Genomic DNA, 24,292 nt, shown 5'->3' on the forward strand with positions numbered 1-24,292 from the left:
CTTTCCCCCTTAAAATTAAAGCCCAAGTATAGGTAAAAACCTACCAAAATATACTATTAAACCAAGTATAATTACATATCCTAAACAATACTTAACTGTGGAACTGAAAATCTTTCCTTCTTGCCCAATTAGTCCTGTTGCAGAAGTGGCAATTGCTATACTTTGTGGTGAAATCATTTTCCCAGCTGTAGCACCAGCTGTATTTGCTGCAGCAATCCAATAAGGATCTATTGATAAAGACTTAGCCGCTTCTACTTGCAATCCTCCAAACAAGATGTTGGCTGACGTATCACTACCAGTAACAAATGTTCCTATAGCTCCAAGAAGGGGTGAAATTAACGGATAAAAGCTTCCTGTTATTGCACAAAGTCCAAATGATATTGAACTAGTCATACCACTATGTGACATAATCTTTGATATGGCAACTATAGACATTATAGTAATAAATGATGTTTTTAATTGTATTACTGTGTTTTTAAAAATACTTACCATATATGATAATTTTATTTTTTGAATAAATCCTGCAATCACTGTTGCAATTATAATCATCATACCAGGTGTATTTATCCAAGAAAAGCTTGTTGAAGAAGTAACATCCCCACTATATATGTGAATATTGCTACTAAATTGTCCTATAAATGAATTTAAAACAGGTACTAAAGGACTTGTTATTAAAATTAATGTACAAAGAAGAATATAAGGTAGCCAAGCTAAAATTCCTTCTTTAGCTGATATTTTCTTTGCTATTACTTCAGCACCTTCATCTGTAGTTAAATCTTCTGATTTTTCTTCATTCTTATTCTTATTCTTATTCATAAATTTTGCCATAATAATTGTACATATCATAGAGCAAATACTTCCTATAAGTGCCGGAAGTTCAGCACCTAAGTATTTTGCTATAAAAATTTGAGGAATAGCAAAAGATACCCCAGATACTAATGTAATTAAAAAAACACCTTTTACTGCTTTTATACTTCTCTTTGTTAAAATCACTAATAAAAATGGGATTAATATTATAAAACCTGCAAGTTGTAATGATGTGATAAAACTTAGATGAACAACATCCAGATTGGTAACTGTTGCTAGCGTTGTAACTGGTATTCCTATTGCTCCAAATGCAGTAGGAACAGTATTAGATATTAAGCATATAACCGCTGCAAAAATAGGATTAAAACCAATTGATGCTAAAATACTTGCTGGTATAGCAACAGCTGTTCCATATCCTGCTACAGCTTCAAGAAATCCTCCAAACCCCCAAGCTAAAATTAAAACTTGAATTCTGTTATCCGTAGTTATACTAGACAACATAGTTTTCATAACATCCATTGTTTTAGTTTCACAAGCTAAGTTATAAGTAAATAAAGCCGCAACTATTACCAAAAGTATTGGCCAAAGCGCAATGGCCATTCCCTCTATTGACGCTGTCACACCGTCAATAACAGGCATTTTCCAAAATATTATTGCAATTAGTAAACTTAGAAATGCAGTAAATAAACATGTCTTATATGCTGGCAATTTTAGCACTCCTAAAGATACTATTAGCCAAACTATAGGAACTAAAGCAATAAGAAACAAAACATATTCATTCATCAATATATTCCCCCTTATTTATACTGGTCATTCCAAAGGTGGTCAGTGGTATTACCACTTTTATACTTAAAGTTTATTCCTATTTTCTTCAAAAAACAATAATAGTCTGAAATTTAACAATATTTTTTATTTTTCCATAATTCATTTTAAAACATTATTTGTCAAAATTTTCTTCAATGTACTTCATGTGAGCTTCCATTGCCTTTAAAGCTTCCTTTTCGTCTTTTTTAATTATTTCATTACAAATTGCATAGTGCTGATTTAATAAAAATTTATCAGCCGTATCTCTTTTAATAATCTCCCATCTAGCATCTTCAATAAATCTTTCAAATAACATGGATGCTGTATTAAATAAACTTTCTATTAAACAATTTTTACTCATGGTTGCAACTTTATTGTGAAATCTTTTGTCTAACTCAACTAAAATTTCATTCCTGTTTTTCCCTTTACTTTCTTCTTCCATTTCTTCTACTATACTAAGTAATTCTCTACAATCCATGTCAGTTGCTCTAATAGCTGCAAGCCTAGCATTTTCTACTTCTAAAACTTTTCTAAGCTCAAAAATATCTTTATACTTACCATTATTTAATTTAAACATCATGGACAAAGGTTGTAGCAATGAGTTTCCTGTATTAGAACAAATAAAATTACCTTCTCCATGAATACTTTCTACTACTCCCATGCTTTCCAATACTCTTAATGCTTCTCTTATAGATGTCCTGCTTATATTCATAAGTTCTGATAATTCTCTTTCTGATGGTAACCTATCCCCTTTTTTTAAATCACCATCAATTATATTCTTTTGTATTTGTTCAATTACTTCCTCATAAACCTTTTTATTTGATATACTATTAAACATAAAATTCCCCCTATTGTATGCTATTTTGTCATAATTAAATTATATATTATTTTAAAAAAAAATGAAAATAAACAAGTATAAAAAATTGTCACGTCATTTATAATATTGTTGTTTTATCTCTATGTAAAATATTAATTTAATAAGATAAATGAAAAGTATTTTGTATACTTCCATTAATATTGTAGCTTTTTACATTTTTATATATTATTATGAGTAATAATGAATTAAATATATTTATGGTTAAATAAAGGGGGATACATTATGAAAAAGTATATTTGTGATATTTGTGATTATGTTTATGATCCAGAAATAGGAGATCCTGATCATGGAATAAATCCAGGAACTTCATTTGAAGATTTACCAGATGATTGGGAGTGCCCTTTATGTGGTGTTGGCAAAGACGAGTTTTCTGAAACCGAATAATAAAAATTAATTTTAAAAAGAGTATATCAATTTTGATATACTCTTTTTTATCATACTTTATTTATCAAAAACATTATATTTTGCAGTTTCTTACAAAAATAATAGTTTAATTGTAGTTATTACTTCGTATAATCTGCAATACCAATGCTACCAGGACCCACATGAAGACCAATTACTGGCCCTATAGATTCAACTCCAACCTTCTTACCCAACTTATTTTCCGAAATATTAGCTAGTTTGAAACCTTCTTTTTCACAATTAATATGATGTACCATAACATCACCTAACCCTTTAGATTCTAGACCATTTAATACAGTTTCTACTATCTTATCTACAGCCTTTTTCCTAGTTCTAACTTTTTTAAAGACAGAGGTTTCACCGTCAACAACGGTAAGTATTGGAAGTATATATATTATTATATACTTATATTTGTTTGCAAGGTTCAGTTAATATAAAAAGTGGTCCTAAAAGAACTACTTCTTAATCTCCTACTCCAAAATCTGTATTGTTAAACAAAATCTCGATTTTAGGATTATCTATTAAAAATTTATATTTTTTACTAAACCATTCAACTAATTTTTCATCCCTTTTTACTTTAGATGAATTATTAATAAAAACATTAATAGTTGCATGTTCAAAATGTTCTTGCACGATTTTCATATCATTATCAATCATTTCTTTTGTTTGACCTTTTATTCCTACCATAATACACGGAGAATCAAAATATTTTTTCAACTCTTCAACGGTCTTAAATTTTGCATTTTTATTAAGATATTCATTTCTAAAGTCATTGTCAAAAGTTTCTACACCTATCTTAAATGTTATAGGTACTTCAAAAAAATCTCTCATTTGTTGAATCTTATTTTTGTATATCCAATGACTTTCTAAAAATAATCTTTCAATTTTCTTTTCTTTGATTATTTCCTTTATTTTAAGTAAAGTATCATTAGGAATTTCAAAACAACTTCCTGAATTTATTACTTCCAATACTTTATATTTACCAGTAACATTTTCTAACACTTGAAAATTTAACTTATTTATCTCTTCTTCATCTTTAGAATTATCTAATATATAGTCACAAAAGCTACATTTTCCCCATTTACACGGAAAAGCTTTAAGTAGCACTATTTCACGTTGATTTTTATTTTTTACTTCACTATATCTATCCATGTTGTTCATTCACCTTCTGTTTAAATGATAATTTATAATTTTTAGGCAAAGTTCCTACACCTAAAGCTACTAAAACTACAGCTAAAAATTTATCTGCATAATCTGTACATACCTGAGTTATAAATACACTAATTACCATGGGAACATTAAAATGACTTAATATTTGTACTATATAAGAAGAACCTGAAGATGTGACTCCTCCAAATAAAAATGCTGCTATTACTGCACTTATAATACTTGTTGGTAAAGTAAATACAAATACTCCAAATGGTGTTTTCTTGCCACTCAAAAAACCTTTTTCATACATTAATCCTGCTAAAAGCCCTGTACTTATTTGTACTGGAGCAAAATACAATGAATATGGATCAAAAGTCATTCCACTTACTAAACTGCCACATACACCAGTCATAACTGCAAATTTAGGTCCTAATAAACAAGCTACTAATATTGTGCCTATGGAGTCTAAATAAATAGGTAATCTTAATGTTAATGCTATTAATGCTCCTATTATATTTAAAGAAATCCCCATTGCCATTAAAGTTAAATTTCTTGTATTCATACTCTTATTCATTTTATATTCCCCCCTGAATCGTATCTATTTCATTTTCATATCCTTTAAAAATTCTTTTTAAGAACATTTTCATAAAAGCTTTTTCATCTACTTCTGTTAAAACAAAAGCATTGGGATTTTTTTTGTAAAAGTTAAATGAGTCTACTATAGACTGACCTATAGCTACTCCATCATGAACTACTTCTACATAAGAATCAAAGCCTTTACATAATTTTCTATCAATGAAATATGCCACTGCAAGAGGATCATTAATTACACACCCTATTATGTGTTCTTGTTCCCAATGAAAATCTATATAAAATCTTGTTATTTCACTTATAAATTTTGATTTTTCCTTATCAAGCCTATTAATAAATTCAATAATATTTGGCGTTAAAACTATTTTCCTAGTTACATCTAGGCCTACCATATGAATTTTTTTAGGTAAGTTTTTGTAAACATAATCAGCTGCATGAGGATCTACCCAATAATTAAACTCTGCAACTGGTGAACAGTTTCCATGTATTCTAAAGGCTCCACCCATAGATACAAATTCGTCTAAGTTATTGAAAACTTCTTTATTCTTCATTAAAGCTTTTGCAATATTAGTCATTGGTCCTAAAGCTATTATAGATACTTTTTCGTGTTTTTTTAAGGTATCAATAATAAAGTCTACTCCACCATCTAATATTTCTTTGTTTACATCTTCATAGAAATTCTCTCCTATACCATCTTCTCCATGAGTATCTTGCGCTGTTACAAGTTCTCTTTGTAGTGGGAATCTTTCTCCCACATAAATTGGTATATCAAGTCTTTTTGATATTTGAAGTGCTTTTGAAGCATTTTTTGCTCCAATATCTGCAGGTACATTTCCACTGCAGATTGTAAGTCCTACAACTTCTAACTCCTTGGAATTTAAGGCTAGAAGAATTGCCAGGCAGTCATCTATACCTGGATCACAATCAATTATTACTTTTCTCTTTTCCATATTTTATCTCCTCCCAATCTTTCTAAAGGAGATCCTATACGCTTTTTTGCACAAAAAAAGCCGTATCTAAGGATTAACTTAAATACTGCCACTAAATAAGCTAACCTAGTTTTTTATACTTGGAGGATCTCGAACAAGTCCTAGGAGATTCCTAGATTTATTAATATTATATTTTAATACGGGCAATATTATAACATAAAAAAAGAAAGGTATAAACCCTTTCTTTTGCTTATCGATAAAGTTATTTATTTTAGATTTGCTGGTCCAAATCCTAATGGTAATATTTCTTCTAGTGTATATTCTATATAATCATCAAGATTATTTATATCTTTTCCTAAATAAATTTTAAATTCTTTTGGTTTACAAAATTCCATCATTACCTGTCTGCATACTCCGCATGGTGAACAAAATTCTCCTACTTCGCCTGCTTTACCACCTACGATGGCAATTGCTTCAAACTCTCTTTGTCCCTCTGATACTGCCTTAAAGAACGCTGTTCTTTCTGCACAGTTTGTTGGAGTATATGATGCATTTTCAATGTTACAACCTTGATATATTTTTCCATTCTTTCCAAGTAAAGCTGCTCCCACATTAAAATTAGAATATGGTGCATAACTCATTTCTTGTGCTTCAAAGGCATTTTTTATTAATAATTGTATATTATCCATAAATTTTCAATATCCCTTCCATTTAATACTTTAATATATTTGGTATGCACATACAAATATATAAAGGATAATTATTATAACATCTACAAATAAAAAAGTATATGTTTTTTTAAAATTTATTTATAACTCTTATCTACTAATTATAATATATATATATTTACTATTTTATACGATTAATTTTATAATTTTATCTATTTTTTTTCCAAGACCATCCCAAGTTTTATTTGCCATATTTATCACAGGTCTTTTTTCTTCTTTTCTAATCATATCTATTAGTTTTTCTATACTTTTAGCAATATTTTTTTCAAACTTTGGCAAATCATCTTCTAATGGAGTAGTACAATTTATCATCCTAGGCATTGGTAAATACAATATGTTATCAGAATTGTTTATTTCTTCACCAATAAAATCTTCCAATCCATTAATTTTGCTAACTATTACTTTACACCCGCAGGATAAAGCTTCTAGTACAACAATAGGAAGCCCTTCATAAAATGAAGGCAAAATAAAAATATGACTTTTATTAAATAACTCTGCTAATTCTATATGATTTAATCTTCCATTGAAGTTAACTTTATACATAGATTTATTTGATAGTTCTATTATCTTATCAGTCTCTTCTTTGTCACTTCCACTCCCTGCTATATTTACTACAATATCCTCTTTATTATAATTTAGAAAATTAAGGCTACTTATCAAGGACTTTATACCCTTACTTTCACAAATTTTTCCTGCATAAGTTATATTAATTTCTTTACCTGTTTTATATTTTTTGTTGTAAAAAATCTTATGATCGTAACCACTACCGATAACTGTAATTTTATCATCTACAAAATTAAATGTCTTAATTATATCTTCTTTTTGCTCCTTGTGTAAAGCAAATATATGATCCAGTTTACTTATATTTGAAATAATATAGTGCTTTTTTAAGCCAATATTTTTCAATTGTCTAAGACATGTTCCGTGACAAACTCCAACTACCTTAATATCTTTTACTTTTTCTCTTACAAAGCTTGTTATTAAATATAGGTGATTACACATAATAATATCTGGTTTAAAGTCTCTTATTGCCCTGTTTAAAATACTTAAAAATTCTTCTTTAATTTCAATTATCATATCTTCAGTAAGCTCTTTGTATTTCGTACTTTCATAAGGCATAATGTCACTCATACCTATTACTGGAAAAGGTAATGGAGGAGTATTGTAAATCATTGGGTAAAACTTTATATCATCATTAAAATAAGTTTTTTCATCTTTTACATCTATACCAGCTATTATACATTGCTCATGACCTAATTTATGTAAGCCTTCAATTACTCCATTCATATATACTCCACTACCTGTACTGTTTGGCTTTTGTGCTGTAATGTGTAGTATTCTCATATCATCCATCCTTTTTATTTTTTTCTAATATGTAAATAGACACAGGATGAATCATCGCTTTCTTTAAATCTTGGAAATATCATGCCATTATTATCTTCTTTTTCCAACTTTCTAATTTTATTTTTAATATACTCAATCCCATTATGTTGTCCTATTTTTATTATTTCACTGTCTTTAAAAATATTATATCTATCCCAGGCACAAGAAAATCCATCGCTACTCATCATAATTTTCACTTCATCATCCACATTCATATAACCATGTATAGACTTTTCTACAGCTTCCTTGTTAAATTCTAATATCCAATATCCTTTGTCATTATTTTTTTTAAGTCTGTTTTCTATTATAAGAGGAAGTAAAATGTTATTTTTTTCTAATATAGTTAAATTGCCTCTTTTATTTAAATTCTTCATCTTTGAAAATACTTTTTCATCAAGTTTACAAACACGCTCATCCTTTATTATTATATTTTCATTCAATTTATTTAAAAATAAAGTGCAATCTCCAAGAAGAAGATACTCTAGTTTATCTTCATAAAATTTTATTATTATTGCAGAAGCTGAGGGTAGATCTAAGTTTTCGATTTTTAGTCCATTTAGTTTTAATAAATAGTCTTTTTTTATTCTTTCTAGCCCTTCTAATACTATTTCTTTTAGCGAGTTATCTTTACCTATATTCTCTTTTAAGTATTTATTCCACCAAGATACATACCACTTAGCATCACTTTCTTTAGATATTAAGTTTTTATTATTTAATCCTGTAGCTCCATCTAATACCCATGCACCTTTTTTACATAATCCCACTATATCTTCATTGTAAGTTCCACTGCCTTTATCGCAAAGTAGTTCAAATTCCTTAATATCTATTTCCATAGTCTCCTCCAAATTACGATATAAATATTTATCTGTAAATATTATTGTATAGTAAATATAAATTATTACAACCATTTCTTAGGAAGTAAAATTCATAATCCTTAAAGAAAGCTGTATTACCTATTTAGTAATACAGCTTTTATTATATAGATTCAATAATTTTATTTTTTAATGTGAAAGTTATGTTTGTACCAACACCTTTTTCACTATCTATTATCATTTTACCACCATGCAATTTTACAATTTCATTACTTATGGCAAGGCCAAGTCCACTACCTGATTTATTAAAATCTTCTTGGAAGAACTTATCTAAAACTTTAGTTAAGTTTTCTTTATTAATGCCAACACCATTATCAGTAACAGTAAATGTGGTAAATTCTTCTCCTTGTGATACCACTACAACAACATATCCACCTTCTGCAGTAAACTTTATGGCATTTTGAACCAAATTAATTAAAACTTGTCTAAGTCTATTTTTATCACCTTGGATATCAAAAATTTCATCTGTTTTAAATTCTGTAAGAAGCGTAATATTTTTTTCATTTGCCTTAACTGCCAACTGAGTTACTACACCCTTTGCCAGTTTAGTCACATCTACCATATCAATTTGAAGCCTTATTCTGTCTGAAGATAAACGAGAAAAATCTAGCAAATCTTCTACTAAAGATATCATTCTTTCTGTTTCATCTTGTATTATTCCAAGACCCAAATCTAGCTCTTCTTTTCCAATCCCTTCATAAGCTAACGTTTCACTCCATCCTTTTATAGATGTTAACGGCGTTCTAAGTTCATGAGATACAGAAGATATAAATTCTTCTTTTAGTTTTCTACTCTTATCAATTTCCACAGCCATATGCTCAAATGTTTGAACAAGATCTGATATTTCATCATCATGCAATTGCTCTTTTTTCAGTTTGATATTGTAATTTCCTTGAGCCAATTCATTTGCAAATTGTTTTAAGTTTTTAAGTGGCTTAATTAATGATTCTGCAAATCTTAAACTAAGCAAGAATGCAATAAGCAAAATAATCACACCTGCAATAATAAAGAAGAAAACAAGTTTAATTATGGTATTATCAATATTTCTTAAAGATAAGCTATACCTAACAACACCTTCTATTTGGTTATTAACTTTAAGTGGTACAGATATACTCATAACATGTTCATTTGTTCCCACAATATTGTATGTATAAGGTGTTAAATTACTACTTCCCTTCAATGCCTTATTTACATCTTCATATTCATACTTTTCATTAGTTTTTATTCCATATTTATCTAATATTACATTTTTATTTTTATCTATAAACTCAATAGAAAAATTTGTATTACTATTTACTTTCCCTTTTTCAAAAATATTGGAAACTTTATTTTCAAAACTTGTAGACTCCATTCCTACACCATCGTATATATCTGTAGTATAGTTTGCTTGAGAAATCAAAGATTGTTTAGCTGAGTTATAATAATAGTTTTGAAGATAAAACATAAACAGTCCCTCAAATAATGCTACTGTTATAATTATCATTATAAAATAATACTTTATGACTCTTTTTCTCAGACCTTCTAAATGTAGCACCTATTATTCATCCTTTCTAAAACAATATCCATAACCCCAAACTGTTTGGATATACTTAGGTTTTGATGGATCATCTTCTATTTTATTTCTAATTCTTCTTATGTTAACATCTACTATCTTAAAATCGTATAAGTAATTACTTCCCCATACCTCATTTAATATTTGATCTCTACTTAATGATTTTTTAGCATTTACCATTAAGTACTTCACTATAGAAAATTCTGTAGGTGTTAATTCAATTTCTAATCCATTTTTATATAATTTTCTTTTATCTATGTTTAATACAAAAGGATCTGATATTATCTCATTACTCTTAATTTTGTTGTCATCTTTTTTAACTCTTCTTATAAGAGCTGAAACCCTAACCAGCAATTCTTTTATACTAAATGGTTTTACAATATAATCGTCAGCCCCAGATATAAATCCTTCTAATTTATCTTCTTCTTGACCTTTTGCAGTTAACATAATAACTCCAATTTGATCAAACTGTTGTCTTATAAATTTACATACATCTATTCCACTCATATCTGGTAACATTACATCCAGTAGGGCTATTGATATATCTGGGTGATTTGAAAGTTGCTCAATAGCTTCTGACCCACTTCCCGCTTCAATTATTTCATATCCTTCTCTTTTCAAATTTATACTTACAAAACTTCTTATACCTATTTCATCTTCTAAGACTAATATTTTTTCCTTCATTTTTTAATAATTCCTCCCAAAATTTCTATTTCTATTCATAAATTATAGAAAAATATTCCTTCATATTTTCTAATGTTAAGTCATATTTTTTAAAGGTATCTTTATTTCTAACTACTAATTGATAATAGTTATTATCTGTTTCAGCCAAGATACTATCCATCTTAGGGTTTGCTTTAGTGTCCTCAACTAAGTTTTTAGCAGATATACCTATTTGGAACAATTCTAAAGGCTCTTTGCTACTCTTATCATAATAATAGAAAATATAATATGGTGTATCACCTTCTATACTCTTTTGAATATATAGTTTATTTGCAAGATTATCAGGTACTAAAAATTTAAAATTATTTTTATAGTTATAATAAACTTGGCTTATAAATATTGTGTCTGCATCTTTGCCAGTTTTATTATTCCATTTTCTCCAACTCACAAGAGCCGACGGCTTACTGTTTGATGCAAAATTTTCAATCATATTATTATTTAATACTGGTATGTCTAAAATTCCATCACTATTTTCATCTCTTACAGGCACATAGTAAGAATTGAATATAAGATCGTCATCATTAAATACTTTTTTAAGTTTGTTATCTTTCATAAATAATATTTGAGTTGCATAACCATTTTCTTTTAATGTAGGCATACTTAGAATTACACCTTTTTTATTATTGTAGGCTTTCCCTATTACTAAGTACAAATCATTTAAGTTTTTAACATTAGGTATTTTAATGGCATTAGTTGTAGATAACTCATTATTATTTGAATAATTCAACATTGTTGTGTACATTTCACCGCTACTATTATCATAATTCATCATTAAAATATCTAATTTTAAGTCATTATCTATAAATCCTATTTTTATTTTCATCTGAGTATATTTTTTATAATCGTCTAACCAAGTAGGTTTTATTTTAGAAATCCTCGTGACTTTATTATCTTTTATACTATATACATTCATAGTGGTTACTGACTTATTATTTATAAGTAATATAACCTCATCACTTCCATCATTGTTTAAGTCATAGAAACTGGCATACTCTATTTCTTCACCTTCTTCAAGATAACTATCTTCTAGCGTATATCCATCATCATTTTTAGAAATAAGTACAAAACCAACCTTATTTATCTTCAAATTCACATCTTGTCTTTTTTGAAATGCAATTATATTTGAGTCTACTTTATTTATTTGCCCAACTTCGCTGGAGTTGTCTGGCAAAACTAGCGTGGTTCCATCTAAGGATTTGTTTATAAATGTGTACAATTCATTATTTCCCTTATCGTAAATAATATTATCATCAAGTAGATTTTCGGGTAAATCACTACTTGTATCACAGCCCGTCGTCATTATACACATAACAAATACTAAGGCTACTACTTTTAGTAACTTCATATATTCCCTCCTATTTATATTTGTCAGCAAAGAAGTTCTTAAAATTATTTATCCTTTTTTCTTCTTGTTTTATTTTGTCTTCATATAGAGCTGATCTTCCTAGTCTATCAGCCAGTGAGAGTAAGCTTATTTCTTCATAATCAGAATCATTAATTATTTCTTTTTCTTTAAAATATGGTAGCTTTTTATCATAGAATAGCGGTTGCATGTGGTGTTTTACTAAAATACATACTTCATCAATAAATTTTTCATCTTCTGTTACTTGATGCAAAAATTGTCTAGATAGTATTTCTCCTTGTAAATCATGTCCATAAGCAGTTATTCTATTTTTTCTTTTTTTTGTAGTTGTTAATTTACCTAAATCATGTAATAATGCAGCCCACATAAATACTCTTTTATTTTTAGATTTTTCTTTCAAATCACTAGCTTTATCTATTACTAATAAAGTATGATTTAACACATTTCCTTCAGGATGATGAATTAAGTCTTGTTCTATATCTTCCAAGTTTTTAATTTTAATAAATGGTTTTTGATCAAACGATCCTTCATCAATTAACTCTCTAATTTCCACTGATGGTTTATCACTACTTTGCAATATATCATCCACTTTTAAAAATAGTTCTTTACAAGTCATAATAATCACTCTTTCTATTTTATTATACATGAAATTTTTCAAAATAAAAGATTACTTCCTTAAGTAAATCTTATTATATTCTAACATAAGATTGTTCTTTTATTTATATTTTATTTTTTTCTTAAGATTTCTTATTATTATCTATTATGTATTTATACAAAAAAAATATAAAGCTAAATCTAAAGATATATAATAAAATAAAAATATACCTTTAAGATTCAGCTTTTATAGTATTTTATTTAGTTTTTAGGAAACTTATCATCTGACCAAATTATATCTTCAAACTTATGTTCACTTAATTCATCTTCCTCAACTTCTATATGAGTATTTTCGTCAATAGGGTTTTCATTTTCTTCCATATTTCTAAAAATGTTGCTTTCTACAATTTCCTCTTCCTCATCTTTAACTTCTTCTACTTCAATAGTTTCTACTGATTTAGTCTTTATATCGTCTTCTTTTCTTGATTTTTTAGATGATTTTTTACCTTTGTCTTCTTTCGTAGTCTTATTATCTTTTTTCGATGTCTTCTTATTTTTTTTGCTTGATTTACTTGTACTATCTTCACTTGGTTGTTTTTTGGAGTTCTTTTTAGATGATTTATTTGATTCTTTTTTAGTTTTTTTAGATTTTGTTGATTTTGCTGATTTGCTATCTTTAGGTTGAGCTTCAACTTCTGTTTTATCTTTTTTACTTTCCACATCTACAATTTCTTTTGGCTCATAATTATCACTTTTATGTTTTTTATTTGAAGTTTTTCCTTTTTTATTTTTATCTTCATTAAAAGTAGATTTTTTCTTAGCTCCTAGATTAAAATTAATTGCTTTCTTTTTCTTTCTTGTTGGCTCTTCTTGTGCAATATCTTCATTATTTGGTTTATTTTCATCTACTAAATCATTTAATATTACTTCATTGTAATCTTCCACATATGAAGAGTTTTTCTTATTATTTCTTGGTTCTTTGTGTTTTGCATTTCTTCTCAGATTATTTTTTGTATTAAACAAGTTTACACCCCCTTAAACTTACTTATTATAATATATATTCAGTTTAAGGGAATATATTTAACTTTTTAAGAATTATTTATTATTTTTAGGTGGTCTTGGTCCTATATACTGATATAAATTACTTTTTAACATACCATTATATAATTTTCTTCTTCTACTTGCTTCTTCTCCAAACTCACCTTCAAAGTCTTCGTAAGAAGTAATTAAGTAATATGACCAATTTTTAAGTTTTCTAAATGTATACCCCAGTTGTTTATAAAGCATTTTAACTGTATCTGCATCCTCTAGTCTTTCTCCATAAGGCGGATTTGTTACTATAAATCCATATTCTTCATCACTAGTAAACTCAGTAGCATCACCATAGTTAAATTCTATATAATCTGCAACACCGGCTATTTCTGCATTTTCTCTAGCTATTTCTAAAGCTTCTTCGTCTATATCGTAACCATATATTTTAAACTCTATATTTTCATCTACCTTGGCATAGGCTTCTCTTCTTACATCCCACCAGATTTTTTTGTCCATAGTTCTCCATGACTCAGAAATAAACTCTCTGTTCATACCTGGTGCCATATTTATTCCCTTCATAGCAGCTTCTATTAAAAGAGTTCCTGAACCGCACATTGGATCAACTAAAGTTCTTCCTGGCCTCCATGGAACAAGTTCCATTATGGCAGCAGCTAAAGTTTCTCTAATTGGTGCCTTATTAGCTCTTTCTCTATATCCTCTTTTATGAAGAGCAGTTCCTGATGTATCTATTGTTAGCGTTACTTTATCCTTATGTATAAACACAAATATAGGATATTTTTCTTTATCTTCTTTTAATAATCCTGTTTCTAAATAGCTTTTCTTTAAACTTTCAACTATAGCTTTTTTTACTATAGATTGTATATCTGGTGTCGAATATAGCTTTGATTTTATTGAAGACGCTTTTGAAATAGGAAACTGCGCACCAAAAGGTATGTATTTGGACCAGTTTATTCTCTTTGTTCCTTCAAATAATTCATCAAAACTTTTAGCTTCAAATTCCGCCACTTTAAGATGAACTCTTTCTGCACATCTTAAATAAATATTTGATTTAGCAATACCTGCTTCATCAGTTTTATATGTAACCCTTCCATCTTCTGTTTTAATTATTTCATAACCTAAATTTTGTATTTCTCTGTTTAACATTTTTTCCACACCAAAGAAACATGGCGCTACTAAAGTATATTCTTTTTTCATTTGTTCCTCCTGTTCTTAATTCATGCTTCCCATTTTATAGCCATTTAAATCTAAGGTAACATATTTAAAACCTATTTCTTTAAATTTTAGATTCACTTTATTTATCATCTCATCATCGTAAAATTTGCAAATTTCCTTTTTATCAACTTCTATTCTTGCAATATTGTCATGAACTCTTACTCTATACTGGCTAAAATTATTATCTTGTAAAAAATTTTCTCCTTCTTCTATCATTCTAAGCTTTTCTTTAGTTATTTTATCCCCTACTGGTATTCTAGTAGCTAAGCAAGAAAAAGAAGGTTTTTTATATGTGGCAACATTTAATTCTTTTGATAAAATTCTAATTTCTTCTTTGCTTAATTTAGCATTTTTTAAAGGACTTATTATGTTTAACTCCTCTAAGGCCTTTAATCCTGGTCTATAGTCATCTAAGTCACTTAAATTAGTTCCATCAAGTATATATTTAATATTATGTTCACTTGCTATTTCTTTTATTTTACTAAATACAAATTTCTTACAATGATAACATCTTAAAGGTCCATTTTCTATAAATTCTTGTAAATCTAGATTGTCAATGTTACAAAGAACATGGTTGACCCCGTATTCTTTTGCATAATTTACAGATTCTTCAATTTCTCTACTTGAATGCATCATAGCACTAATAGTAATAGCCATAACATTTTCTCCTAGTACATCCTTTGCAACTTTTAATAAAAAATTACTATCTACGCCTCCTGAATATGCTATTGCTACTTTTTCCATTTCCTTTAAATTATTAGTTAATACATTTAATTTATCATTTAGTATTTTATCCATATGTTTTATCCCACCCACTTAAAATAATTTATCTTCTCTAGTATATATAAAGATTTTTAATAAATCAAATTTAAAATTTTGCTTTGATTAGTCTTTTACTGCAATAAATAATTTACACTATAAATTTTTTCATTTTCTTTATATACTCTCGTAACTCTTCTATTAATCATGCATAAAATTTCATAATTAATAGTATCGTTTCTCTTTGCATTTTCTTCTACACTAAGCTCTCTTATATCATTATCTATAATTGTAACTTCATCACCTATTTTTATATCCATATCTAAGGGAACTTTAACCATACATTGATCCATGCAAACTCTACCCACTACCTCTAATATTTCTCCTTTTATAGAAACCTTCGGATTATGTTGAATTCTATTAAATCCATCTGCATAGCCTATTGAAATTGTAACTATCTTACTTTTTTCACTTGTTTTATAAATATGACCATAACTAATGCCCACATTTTCATCTAGTACTTTGACATTAGTTACAACTGATTTTAATTTCAGACATGGTTTTAATTCTATATCCTTATTTACTTCGCCTGATGGATAATATCCATATAATATGATACCTATTCTGACCATATTGAATAAATCCTCATTTAAATCAATTATTGCAGCACTATTCGCAACATGCTTAATTGGTATATTAATATTTAAATTAGTTAATTCTTCAATTACTTTTTTATATCTGTTTAACTGAACCAATGTAGTTGTTTTATCTTTCTCGTCTGCCTTTGCGAAATGAGTAAAAATACCTTCAATATATATGTTTTTTAAATTATTTATCTCTTTAATATATTTTGTAGCTTCCTTTGCTAGAAATCCTAATCTGCTCATTCCTGTATCAATCTTTATATGTACCCTAGCTTTTTTATTTGATTTTTTTCCTATTGCATCTATTTTTTTAACATATTCCAAGTTATATACTGTAATAGAAATATCTTTTTCTATTGCTTCTTTTATCATATTTATATCTATATACCCTAAGCATAAAATAGGTAATTTGATATCATTGTTTCTAAGTTCTAATCCCTCTTCTATTCTAGACACTGCAAAAAAATCTATATTCTTATTTTCTAAGTATTCAGAGACCTTCACAGAGCCACACCCATATGCATTTGCTTTTACCACGCAACATATTTTCATTTTATCTGTCAAACTATTCTTTATTTCTTTTAAATTATAGCCTATGTTATTTAAATTAACCTCAGCCCAAGATCCTGATTTGATTATCATCTTTACCTCCTCAAATCTTTTGATATGGTTTTATTATATAATTTCATATTTTTTTTTACAATAAAATAAATATAATGCTATTTAAATTCCACAGTATTATATCTTATATAAAAATTGATTATTCTGTTTATTCTCAAGATGAAATTTGTTTTGATTTTTTTAATTTTCTTATATTTATGTATCATTTAATACTTTAAAATACAATAATTATACTTTTGAAAATTTTATCGAACTTTGTATAAAAAACTATTGTTATATTCAAAAGAAAATTATATAATGATACAGGATTATTTGAAGAAATGCTTTTCAAGTAAAAGCAAAATAATAAACTTACTTTAAAATGAATATTGAAAGGAAAATGTAATAATGAGTCAGAAATTACAAAAAAACTTAGGACTTGCTGCTGCATTATCTACAGTTGTAGGTATGGTAATTGGTGGTGGAGTATTCTTTAAACCACAAGCGGTTTATACTTTGACAGGAGGAGCACCAGGTCTTGGAATATTAGCTTGGTTTTTAGCTGGTATACTTACAATTACTGCTGGTTTAACTGCTGCTGAGGTTTCTGCTGCTATTCCTAGAACTGGTGGTATGATGGTTTACATTGAAGAAATTTACGGTAAAAAATTAGGAATGTTAACAGGTTGGATGCAATCAGCATTATTCTTTCCTGCTACAATTGCTGCATTAGCAGTTATGTTTGGTAACCAAACTTGTATATTACTTGGATTAAATGAAAGCATTGCTATACCAATATCAATCGCTACGGTATTATTAATAAGTATATTAAACACATTTGGAAGTAAGACTTCTGGTACTATACAAACGGTTGCAACTATAGCTAAATTAGTTCCACTTGCTATAATAATAGTATTTGGTTTCATAAAAGGCGGTGGAGCTAATCCTATAACTACTCCACTAGTTGCTGAAAGTGTATCTCCTGCATCAGTAATCGGTCAAGTATTAATAGCTATATTATTTGCTTATGATGGATGGATTAATGTTGGTGCTATAGCTGGCGAAATGAAAGAACCAGGTAAAGATTTACCAAAAGCTATCGTTGGTGGTTTATCAGTAACTATGGCTGTTTATATGGTAATAAACATAGCATATTTATGGGTATTACCAGCTGACCAAATAGCTCAATTTGCTAACCCAGCTTCTGCTGTAGCCCAAGTGTTATTTGGAAAAATAGGTGGTAAAGTTGTTACTGCTGGTATACTAATTTCAGTATTTGGATGTATGAACGGATATTTATTAACTGGTCCAAGAGTTCTTTATACTTTAGGATCACAAAAATCATTACCAGGATACAAAGTTGTTGGTGCTTTAAATAAAAACAATGTTCCTGCAAAAGCAACATTAATAATGGGTATTTTATCTTCATTATATGCATTATCTGGACAATTTAACTTGTTAAGTGACTTATCCATGTTCGCTGTATGGTCATTTTATGTATTAACTTTCATAGGTGTTATAATTCTAAGAAAAAAACAACCAGATTTAAACAGACCATATAAAGTTCCTATGTATCCATTTATACCAATGGTAGCTATAGCTGGTGGATTATTTGTTGTATTAAATCAATTATTATTTGCTGGTATGACAAATACTATAACTTCACTAGGTGGAGTTTTAGTTACTTTAATTGGTTTACCTCTTTACAGCATAGCGCAAAAGCAAGTTGATAAAGAAAATAACAATAATGACTTAAATAAAGTTGCATAATAAAAATAAAAGAGCTTTCTTCATATTTATTGAAGAAGGCTTTTTTAATACAAGAAATAAATTTTAATTTTTCATAAATACATAAAAAATATCCTTTTACAAATATTAATATATAATTTGAATAATTAAATTACCTACAATTAAATCTGAGTAATTTTACACATTAGCATTTTTGTTTAATTTATAATTTTCATTTATAAAATATGTTTGAAAGGAAATTTAGATTATGAGTCAGAAATTACAAAAAAATTTAGGTCTTACTGCTGCTTTATCTACAGTTATTGGTATGGTTATTGGTGGTGGAGTATTTTTTAAACCCCAAGCTGTTTACACTTTAACTGGCGGAGAACCCGGCCTTGGTATAATAGCCTGGTTAGTAGCTGGAGTTATAACAATAACTGCCGGTCTTACTGCAGCAGAAGTTTCTGCTGCTATTCCAAAAACAGGTGGCATGATGATTTATATTGAAGAAATTTATGGCAAAAAACTCGGTGTTTTAACAGGATGGATGCAATGTGCCTTATTTTTTCCTGCTACGGTAGCTGCACTGGCAGTTATGTTTGGCAACCAAAGTGCAACACTAATAGGAAACAAAAATTTAATAGTTCCCATAACTTTAGGTGTTATTTTACTTGTAAGTATTTTAAATACTCTAAGCTCCAAGACAACGGGACTTATCCAAATAATTGCTACAGTTTGTAAATTAATTCCTCTTATACTAATAATTATCTTTGGTTTTATAAATGGTAATGGAAATAATGCTATAACTTCTCCTTTAGTAGGCCCCGGTGTATCTACTGTTTCTATTATAGGCCAATTATTGATTGCTATATTATTTGCTTACGATGGATGGATTAATGTTGGTGCTATAGCTGGAGAAATGAAAAATCCTGGTAAAGACCTACCAAAGGCTATTGTTGGTGGTTTAGCTTTTGTTATGGTTGTTTATATCATAATAAATGTTGCTTATTTATGGGTCTTGCCAGCCAGTAAGTTGGCAAATTTTGATTCCCCAGCTTCTGCAGTAGCAGAAGTAATATTCGGACCTATTGGTGGAAAACTTATAACTACAGGTATTTTGATTTCTGTGTTTGGTTGTATTAATGGTTATTTATTGACTGCTCCAAGGGTTCTTTATACTTTAGGTCAACAAAAATCTATACCAGGTTACAAATATTACGGTTCATTAAATAAAAGTGGAGTACCTGGAAATGCAACTATAGTAATGGGTATTTTATCAGCTCTTTATGCTTTATCTGGTCAATTTAACTTATTAACTGACTTATCTATGTTTGCAATTTGGTCTTTTTACGTATTAACATTTATAGGTGTGATTTTGCTAAGACAAAGACAACCTGAATTAAATAGACCATACAAGGTTCCTTTATATCCAGTAATACCAATAATAGCTATTGCTGGAGGTTTATTCGTCGTCGTAAATCAACTATTATTTGCCGGCATGGAAAATACCTTAATATCCTTAGGAGGAGTAGTTATTACTTTAATCGGTCTTCCTCTTTATTCTTTGGCCCAAAAACAAGTAAATAATGATAATGATAAAACCACTTAAATTAAAAACATAAAAAAGCATGATAAAAATTTATTTATCATGCTTTTTTAAATTAGACTACTTCTTTTTTCTCATATAAAAATTTTGTAATAAAATATGAAATAAATAATATTAAAATTGTTAATATTCCACTAAAAAGATTAATATTTACTTCACTTAATTTGTTAAGTATTTTTATGACTGATTGCATATCATCAACAGCGAAAGACGGTATCATCACAATAATCATAAAGATAAATATCATTGCCATTCTACCCTTTTTCATTCCAAAATATAACAAAACGGGAATTAATACTGATACTAAAATAACGGCGCTTATTATACCAATATACAAAATCATTTTATAATCAATTCTACTTAAATCAACTAAATTTGCTTTATTAGATATAAAAAATATTAAAGAACATAGTATGCTAGCTCCAACAATGGTAAATATACAGAAAATATATCTAGAAATAACATATTCATTCTTTGTAACAGGTAAGTGAGAAATCATATAATCTATTCCATAGGAATCCTCATATGCCATAGTTTGATATGCTATAACATAAGTAATCATCCCCATTAGCATAGTTGAAAAGCTAGGATTGATTAAAGATGCCCCGCCAAATGCAACCAATGTAAATAAAGCCATTTTCTTAACTGAAAGAAAATTATTAAAGCTTAAATTCACTAAATTCATTATATTTCTCATTACTTGTTCCCCCTTGTATAATAAGTTAATATATCTTCCAAGTTAGGCTTGTCATAAACTGCCTCTTCACCAAATAACTCATAGGCTTTTTCTTTATTTTTTACTAATCCTTCAAATCCAAAGCTATTTTTATTAACTGATATAAATATATCCTTTGTTTCTTTTTGTAACAATTCATTATTTCCTTTTACTATAATATGATTTTGTAAAATGCTATCTTTATCATCAGCTAAGAAAATTTCCCCTTTATAAATAAATACTAAATAATCCCCTATTTTATCCAAGTCACTAGTTATGTGAGTTGAGAAAAATACTGTAGCATTATCTTCTTCAATTCTTTCTTGTAACATTTCTAGTACTTCATTTCTAACTAAAGGATCCAGATTAGCTGTAGGCTCATCCATTATAATTATTTTAGGACGATGAGATAAAGTCATTACTATTTCAAATTTTTTTTGCTGACCTTTAGATAACTCTTTATAAATTTTATTTTCATCTAATTCAAATTCGTTTATATATCTATTATAAAGTTTTTCATCCCAATTTTTATAAAACAAACAAAGAGATTTTTTTATCCTACTTAATTTTGATTCTTGTAAATATCCATTAAATTCCCCCACATATCCTATGTTCTCTTTTAGAGATAAATCATCACCTTCATATTCTTTGTTAAATAATTTAACACTTCCACTGTCTTTTTTTAACATGCTAAGTATTAGTTTAATTGTAGTTGTTTTGCCAGATCCATTTGGTCCGATAAATCCTGTAACAAAACCTTTTGGTATTTTTAAATCTTCTATTTTTAAAGAAAAATTATCAAAATCTTTTCTTAAATTATTAATTTCAATTGCATTCATTTTTAAACCTCCTCATAAATACTTTTTATAATTTCCATAAAATCTTCTACTTTTATTCCCATCTTTTTAGCACCTAGAATTATTTCTTCTAACTTACTTTCCATCTCAAATATTGCGGCTTCTTTTAATCTTTCTGTACTTTGACTACATACATAACTACCTTTACCTGCAACAGTTTGTATGTATCCTTCCTTTTCTAATTCTTCATAAGCTCTTTTTGTAGTGATTATACTTACTTTTAATTCTTTAGCCAAAGATCTTATAGATGGTAGTAATTCCTCACTACATAAATCTCCACTTAAAATCTGTGACTTAATTTGATTTTGAATTTGTTCATAAAGTGGCACTGCTGAAGAGTTACTTATAATTATATTCAACTGTTATTACCTCCTTTCATATATAATATATGTATATAAGTGTTTATAACTGTGTATATTTATTATATACATATATTAACCATTTTGTTACTCCTTGTCAACTAAAAAATTCGCTTCGCTCATGTCGCCAACGAGATGCCTTCGCTATCGCTTCAGGCAACGACCTTGCTCAAAAATACATTTTTACATTTCCTAAATGACTTGATATAACTTGATTCCAGAGTTTATCAACAGCGTAAACTTAACTATAATTTCCTTAAATGTAAAAAATCTCCTTTGAAATTAATCAAAGGAGATTTATAATTATAATAAGTTTTCTTTATATTCATTTTCTTTAAAACCAATTAAAACTTTTTTATTATTTACTAATAAAGGTCTTTTTATAAGTTTTCCATCACTTACAAGTATGTCAAGCATTTCATCTTCACTTGCAGTCTTTAACACTTCTTTAAGTCCTAATTCTCTATATTTTACCCCACTTGTATTAAAGAATTTTTTTAACTCATGTCCACTTTCTTCATAAATTTTTTTCATTTCTTCTTTTGTGGGTGGTGTATCTACCAAATCTATTTCTTCAAAGTTTATATTATTTTCTTTAAGCCAATTCTTGGCTTTTCTTGCTGTAGATCATTTTTTGTATCCATAAAGTTTCATATTGTTATTCCTTCCTGTCATAAAAGTTCCACGGCACCAATTCCACTTCTCCATAAGATCTTTCCTTCAATCTATTGGAGTATTCACCTTTGTAGTTTATTAAATGTAGCATAACCAATTCAACATATCTGATGGCAATTTGAATTATATTCCACATATCCTCCACATGAAGAGTTGCTCTGTTCCTTTTTCTACTTGGATGAACTATTTTATTTCTGAAGTAAATAATTAAATCTACTCCATCTAAAAATTTGCTTTGAATATATTCATCAAATAAGTTAAGATCTTCCTTGCCTGTAGGAATTTTGCAGCTATTGAGTAACATTCTAATATTTGTGGATGATGAGTTATCATCAAATTCCTCATCACTTAAAATCTTTTGTTGCTCAACTAAAACCACATAAGATAAAGTTTCTAGTGCAATTTGCATGGAAATAATATTATTTTCAATTGTAGTATTACCCAATGTTTCTATATACCAATCAATAACTTGTTTAATAGCATGTCCATAATACAAATCATTTAGTCTTTTACACATTAACGTCATATATTTTTCTATATTATGGTTATTAGCTATGGTATCCTTCCAATTAGGTACAAATCTAAAAGGACTTACTATACATTCTCTACATAGTCTAAATATATTATTATTAAGCTCATACCCTTTAACGATGCATATATCAACATATCTTCCACACATAAAGCTAAGTGCCATAGATATGTTATCCAACACATCGTTTATATTGTTTGTCTTAAATAGGCTGTTGTCTTTCTTTTTCATTCTTCCGATGTGGGTAATTATAGTTCCAGATTTATCTTTTAGTTCACGATTTAATTCCTTTGTAAAATCATATCTTTTATCAATAGTTACTTCTAAATCCCCTATATTAAACTCCATCCTCCCAGCAAATAACTTATCTTCATGCATTATAAGTTTTCCTGAATATCTATCAAGATTTACTATATAAAAGTCTATACTATCTACAAAATAATTTTTAGACTTAATATATCCATCGTTAATATAACCTTCTAAGAATAAATCACTAGATAGTGCTACAGTTACATTTATTGGTTTATAACCATAAACTTCTAATATAGCGTTATCATAATCTAGCGTTATATCTACATCATAATCCTTCCTTGATAAAACTTTTCCTTTAAAATTTATAGACATAGGAGTGGTCATTTTATAAAATACTTTTCCGTAGCATTTATATTTTTTATTATATAAGTAAACACAAAATCTTCCTTCATGGATACTAATATCTTCGCTTACATCATAATCCAAATAATCTAAAGATATAGCATCTTTAAGTGATTTCATAACT

At 28.0% G+C, this 24,292-nt stretch carries 24 protein-coding genes and 1 pseudogene; 3 read left to right on the plus strand and 22 right to left on the minus strand.

All coding sequences use genetic code 11. The features are described 5' to 3' along the window. Nucleotides 1-15: 15 nt before the first annotated feature. Nucleotides 16-1,590 (minus strand): L-lactate permease, encoded by a 1,575-nt coding sequence (locus K0040_RS11590; protein ID WP_228108959.1) that lies wholly within the window; start codon nucleotides 1,588-1,590, stop codon nucleotides 16-18. Nucleotides 1,591-1,744: 154 nt separating this feature from the next. Next, nucleotides 1,745-2,449, minus strand: coding sequence for a FadR/GntR family transcriptional regulator (locus tag K0040_RS11595; protein WP_074917388.1), 705 nt, complete (start codon nucleotides 2,447-2,449; stop codon nucleotides 1,745-1,747). A 261-nt stretch (nucleotides 2,450-2,710) separates the two neighbouring features. On the opposite strand from K0040_RS11595, the gene rd reads away from it, so the two are divergent. Continuing rightward, nucleotides 2,711-2,872: a rubredoxin gene (rd, locus tag K0040_RS11600; RefSeq protein WP_228103359.1), complete on the plus strand. Its 162-nt coding sequence runs from the start codon at nucleotides 2,711-2,713 to the stop codon at nucleotides 2,870-2,872. A 119-nt stretch (nucleotides 2,873-2,991) separates the two neighbouring features. Here the strand turns inward: rd and K0040_RS11605 are convergent, their stop codons facing one another. The 15 genes from K0040_RS11605 to alr all read right to left on the minus strand — a co-directional run bounded on the left by K0040_RS11605 (nucleotide 2,992) and on the right by alr (nucleotide 17,084). Further along, on the minus strand, nucleotides 2,992-3,318 hold the full coding sequence (locus K0040_RS11605; protein ID WP_265588874.1) for a DegV family protein: 327 nt from the start codon (nucleotides 3,316-3,318) through the stop codon (nucleotides 2,992-2,994). A 34-nt stretch (nucleotides 3,319-3,352) separates the two neighbouring features. Then, entirely contained in the window at nucleotides 3,353-4,042 is a 690-nt protein-coding gene (locus K0040_RS11610; RefSeq protein WP_228108960.1) for a radical SAM protein, read from the minus strand. After that, complete coding sequence (locus K0040_RS11615) at nucleotides 4,035-4,613, minus strand: ECF transporter S component (RefSeq protein ID WP_228108961.1); 579 nt, start codon at nucleotides 4,611-4,613, stop codon at nucleotides 4,035-4,037. Before K0040_RS11615 ends, K0040_RS11610 begins: the two co-directional genes overlap by 8 nt. Before the next feature lies 1 nt (nucleotide 4,614). Continuing rightward, the gene (locus K0040_RS11620; protein ID WP_228108962.1) at nucleotides 4,615-5,580 is read right to left on the minus strand and encodes a nucleoside hydrolase; all 966 of its coding nucleotides are present in this window, start codon (nucleotides 5,578-5,580) and stop codon (nucleotides 4,615-4,617) included. A gap of 245 nt (nucleotides 5,581-5,825) precedes the next feature. Then, on the minus strand, nucleotides 5,826-6,248 hold the full coding sequence (locus tag K0040_RS11625) for a cytidine deaminase (protein ID WP_228108963.1): 423 nt from the start codon (nucleotides 6,246-6,248) through the stop codon (nucleotides 5,826-5,828). A 165-nt stretch (nucleotides 6,249-6,413) separates the two neighbouring features. Further along, on the minus strand, nucleotides 6,414-7,631 hold the full coding sequence (locus K0040_RS11630; RefSeq protein WP_228108964.1) for a glycosyltransferase family 4 protein: 1,218 nt from the start codon (nucleotides 7,629-7,631) through the stop codon (nucleotides 6,414-6,416). Nucleotides 7,632-7,645: 14 nt separating this feature from the next. After that, entirely contained in the window at nucleotides 7,646-8,503 is an 858-nt protein-coding gene (locus K0040_RS11635) for a hypothetical protein (protein ID WP_228108965.1), read from the minus strand. A 142-nt stretch (nucleotides 8,504-8,645) separates the two neighbouring features. Further along, nucleotides 8,646-10,076 carry an ATP-binding protein gene (locus K0040_RS11640; protein ID WP_228108966.1) on the minus strand — a complete coding sequence of 477 codons (1,431 nt, stop codon included), beginning with the start codon at nucleotides 10,074-10,076 and terminating at the stop codon, nucleotides 8,646-8,648. Between the two features lie 3 nt (nucleotides 10,077-10,079). After that, the gene (gene walR, locus K0040_RS11645; protein ID WP_074917516.1) at nucleotides 10,080-10,778 is read right to left on the minus strand and encodes a cell wall metabolism DNA-binding response regulator WalR; all 699 of its coding nucleotides are present in this window, start codon (nucleotides 10,776-10,778) and stop codon (nucleotides 10,080-10,082) included. Between the two features lie 31 nt (nucleotides 10,779-10,809). Then, entirely contained in the window at nucleotides 10,810-12,162 is a 1,353-nt protein-coding gene (locus tag K0040_RS11650) for a hypothetical protein (RefSeq protein ID WP_228108967.1), read from the minus strand. 10 nt (nucleotides 12,163-12,172) lie between these two features. Then, nucleotides 12,173-12,826: an HD domain-containing protein gene (locus tag K0040_RS11655; RefSeq protein ID WP_228108968.1), complete on the minus strand. Its 654-nt coding sequence runs from the start codon at nucleotides 12,824-12,826 to the stop codon at nucleotides 12,173-12,175. A gap of 209 nt (nucleotides 12,827-13,035) precedes the next feature. After that, nucleotides 13,036-13,797, minus strand: a complete 762-nt coding sequence (locus tag K0040_RS11660; RefSeq protein WP_228108969.1) for a hypothetical protein — start codon at nucleotides 13,795-13,797, stop codon at nucleotides 13,036-13,038. A gap of 72 nt (nucleotides 13,798-13,869) precedes the next feature. Then, nucleotides 13,870-15,021: a THUMP domain-containing class I SAM-dependent RNA methyltransferase gene (locus K0040_RS11665; RefSeq protein ID WP_228108970.1), complete on the minus strand. Its 1,152-nt coding sequence runs from the start codon at nucleotides 15,019-15,021 to the stop codon at nucleotides 13,870-13,872. Nucleotides 15,022-15,036: 15 nt separating this feature from the next. Further along, on the minus strand, nucleotides 15,037-15,837 hold the full coding sequence (gene larE, locus K0040_RS11670) for an ATP-dependent sacrificial sulfur transferase LarE (protein WP_228108971.1): 801 nt from the start codon (nucleotides 15,835-15,837) through the stop codon (nucleotides 15,037-15,039). Nucleotides 15,838-15,932: 95 nt separating this feature from the next. Further along, a complete protein-coding gene (gene alr, locus K0040_RS11675) occupies nucleotides 15,933-17,084 on the minus strand; it encodes an alanine racemase (protein WP_228108972.1) in 1,152 nt (383 codons plus the stop codon). A gap of 366 nt (nucleotides 17,085-17,450) precedes the next feature. On the opposite strand from alr, the gene K0040_RS11680 reads away from it, so the two are divergent. Beyond that, on the plus strand, nucleotides 17,451-18,812 hold the full coding sequence (locus K0040_RS11680; RefSeq protein WP_228108973.1) for an APC family permease: 1,362 nt from the start codon (nucleotides 17,451-17,453) through the stop codon (nucleotides 18,810-18,812). A gap of 226 nt (nucleotides 18,813-19,038) precedes the next feature. Next, entirely contained in the window at nucleotides 19,039-20,382 is a 1,344-nt protein-coding gene (locus K0040_RS11685) for an APC family permease (RefSeq protein ID WP_228108974.1), read from the plus strand. Between the two features lie 52 nt (nucleotides 20,383-20,434). Here the strand turns inward: K0040_RS11685 and K0040_RS11690 are convergent, their stop codons facing one another. The 5 genes and pseudogenes from K0040_RS11690 to K0040_RS11710 form a co-directional block, all read right to left on the minus strand. Then, nucleotides 20,435-21,076: an ABC-2 transporter permease gene (locus K0040_RS11690; RefSeq protein WP_228108975.1), complete on the minus strand. Its 642-nt coding sequence runs from the start codon at nucleotides 21,074-21,076 to the stop codon at nucleotides 20,435-20,437. Beyond that, nucleotides 21,076-21,933, minus strand: coding sequence for an ABC transporter ATP-binding protein (locus K0040_RS11695; RefSeq protein WP_228108976.1), 858 nt, complete (start codon nucleotides 21,931-21,933; stop codon nucleotides 21,076-21,078). The genes K0040_RS11690 and K0040_RS11695 overlap by 1 nt, the downstream gene beginning before the upstream one ends. 2 nt (nucleotides 21,934-21,935) lie before the next feature. Beyond that, on the minus strand, nucleotides 21,936-22,310 hold the full coding sequence (locus K0040_RS11700) for a GntR family transcriptional regulator (protein ID WP_074917541.1): 375 nt from the start codon (nucleotides 22,308-22,310) through the stop codon (nucleotides 21,936-21,938). 303 nt (nucleotides 22,311-22,613) lie between these two features. After that, nucleotides 22,614-22,925: pseudogene (locus K0040_RS11705) on the minus strand (Spx/MgsR family RNA polymerase-binding regulatory protein); the annotation flags it as partial. A gap of 43 nt (nucleotides 22,926-22,968) precedes the next feature. Then, nucleotides 22,969-24,288: a YopA family protein gene (locus K0040_RS11710; RefSeq protein ID WP_228108977.1), complete on the minus strand. Its 1,320-nt coding sequence runs from the start codon at nucleotides 24,286-24,288 to the stop codon at nucleotides 22,969-22,971. Nucleotides 24,289-24,292 lie beyond the last annotated feature (4 nt).

The organism is Terrisporobacter petrolearius, assembly GCF_020748185.1.
Classification (GTDB): domain Bacteria; phylum Bacillota; class Clostridia; order Peptostreptococcales; family Peptostreptococcaceae; genus Terrisporobacter; species Terrisporobacter petrolearius.

Bases quoted from the DNA above. Each gene is read 5' to 3' on its own strand.
- K0040_RS11590 (WP_228108959.1), bottom strand. From the start codon at position 1,590: ATGAATGAATATGTTTTGTTTCTTATTGCTTTAGTTCCTATAGTTTGG.
- K0040_RS11595 (WP_074917388.1), bottom strand. From the start codon at position 2,449: ATGTTTAATAGTATATCAAATAAAAAGGTTTATGAGGAAGTAATTGAA.
- rd (WP_228103359.1), top strand. From the start codon at position 2,711: ATGAAAAAGTATATTTGTGATATTTGTGATTATGTTTATGATCCAGAA.
- K0040_RS11610 (WP_228108960.1), bottom strand. From the start codon at position 4,042: ATGGATAGATATAGTGAAGTAAAAAATAAAAATCAACGTGAAATAGTG.
- K0040_RS11615 (WP_228108961.1), bottom strand. From the start codon at position 4,613: ATGAATAAGAGTATGAATACAAGAAATTTAACTTTAATGGCAATGGGG.
- K0040_RS11620 (WP_228108962.1), bottom strand. From the start codon at position 5,580: ATGGAAAAGAGAAAAGTAATAATTGATTGTGATCCAGGTATAGATGAC.
- K0040_RS11625 (WP_228108963.1), bottom strand. From the start codon at position 6,248: ATGGATAATATACAATTATTAATAAAAAATGCCTTTGAAGCACAAGAA.
- K0040_RS11630 (WP_228108964.1), bottom strand. From the start codon at position 7,631: ATGAGAATACTACACATTACAGCACAAAAGCCAAACAGTACAGGTAGT.
- K0040_RS11635 (WP_228108965.1), bottom strand. From the start codon at position 8,503: ATGGAAATAGATATTAAGGAATTTGAACTACTTTGCGATAAAGGCAGT.
- walR (WP_074917516.1), bottom strand. From the start codon at position 10,778: ATGAAGGAAAAAATATTAGTCTTAGAAGATGAAATAGGTATAAGAAGT.
- K0040_RS11650 (WP_228108967.1), bottom strand. From the start codon at position 12,162: ATGAAGTTACTAAAAGTAGTAGCCTTAGTATTTGTTATGTGTATAATG.
- K0040_RS11655 (WP_228108968.1), bottom strand. From the start codon at position 12,826: ATGTATAATAAAATAGAAAGAGTGATTATTATGACTTGTAAAGAACTA.
- K0040_RS11665 (WP_228108970.1), bottom strand. From the start codon at position 15,021: ATGAAAAAAGAATATACTTTAGTAGCGCCATGTTTCTTTGGTGTGGAA.
- larE (WP_228108971.1), bottom strand. From the start codon at position 15,837: ATGGATAAAATACTAAATGATAAATTAAATGTATTAACTAATAATTTA.
- alr (WP_228108972.1), bottom strand. From the start codon at position 17,084: ATGATAATCAAATCAGGATCTTGGGCTGAGGTTAATTTAAATAACATA.
- K0040_RS11680 (WP_228108973.1), top strand. From the start codon at position 17,451: ATGAGTCAGAAATTACAAAAAAACTTAGGACTTGCTGCTGCATTATCT.
- K0040_RS11685 (WP_228108974.1), top strand. From the start codon at position 19,039: ATGAGTCAGAAATTACAAAAAAATTTAGGTCTTACTGCTGCTTTATCT.
- K0040_RS11690 (WP_228108975.1), bottom strand. From the start codon at position 21,076: ATGAGAAATATAATGAATTTAGTGAATTTAAGCTTTAATAATTTTCTT.
- K0040_RS11695 (WP_228108976.1), bottom strand. From the start codon at position 21,933: ATGAATGCAATTGAAATTAATAATTTAAGAAAAGATTTTGATAATTTT.
- K0040_RS11710 (WP_228108977.1), bottom strand. From the start codon at position 24,288: ATGAAATCACTTAAAGATGCTATATCTTTAGATTATTTGGATTATGAT.